Below are 569 nucleotides of genomic sequence, written 5' to 3'. Positions count from 1 at the left end.
CAGAAGCAGCCATCATTTAAAGAGTGCGTAATAGCTCACTGGTCGAGTGACGCTGCGCCGAAAATGTATCGGGGCTAAACGATTCACCGAAGCTGTGGATGGACATCTCAGATGTCCGTGGTAGGAGAGCGTTCTAATCGCTGTGAAGTCAGATCGTAAGGACTGGTGGAGCGTTTAGAAGTGAGAATGCCGGTATGAGTAGCGAAAGATGGGTGAGAATCCCATCCACCGAATGACTAAGGTTTCCTGAGGAAGGCTCGTCCGCTCAGGGTTAGTCGGGACCTAAGCCGAGGCCGATAGGCGTAGGCGATGGATAACAGGTTGATATTCCTGTACCACCTCCTCACCATTTGAGTAATGGGGGGACGCAGTAGGATAGGGTAAGCGCGCTGTTGGTTATGCGCGTCCAAGCAGTAAGGTGTGAGTGTAGGCAAATCCGCACTCTCTAACATTGAGCTGTGATGGCGAAGCTCTTCGAGCGAAGTTCCTGATTTCACACTGCCAAGAAAAGCCTCTAGCGAGGTGAGAGGTGCCCGTACCGCAAACCGACACAGGTAGTCGAGGAGAGA

Annotated in this window: 1 rRNA gene; it reads left to right on the top strand. The window is 52.4% G+C overall.

Annotated features, from left to right (window positions below):
* Positions 1-569, top strand: a 23S ribosomal RNA gene (locus tag ACFSY7_RS02445); the annotation flags it as partial.

This window comes from Kurthia populi, from assembly GCF_042686175.1.
GTDB classification, from domain to species: Bacteria; Bacillota; Bacilli; order Bacillales_A; family Planococcaceae; genus Kurthia; species Kurthia populi.
This window is presented reverse-complemented; position numbering and strand designations above follow the sequence as displayed.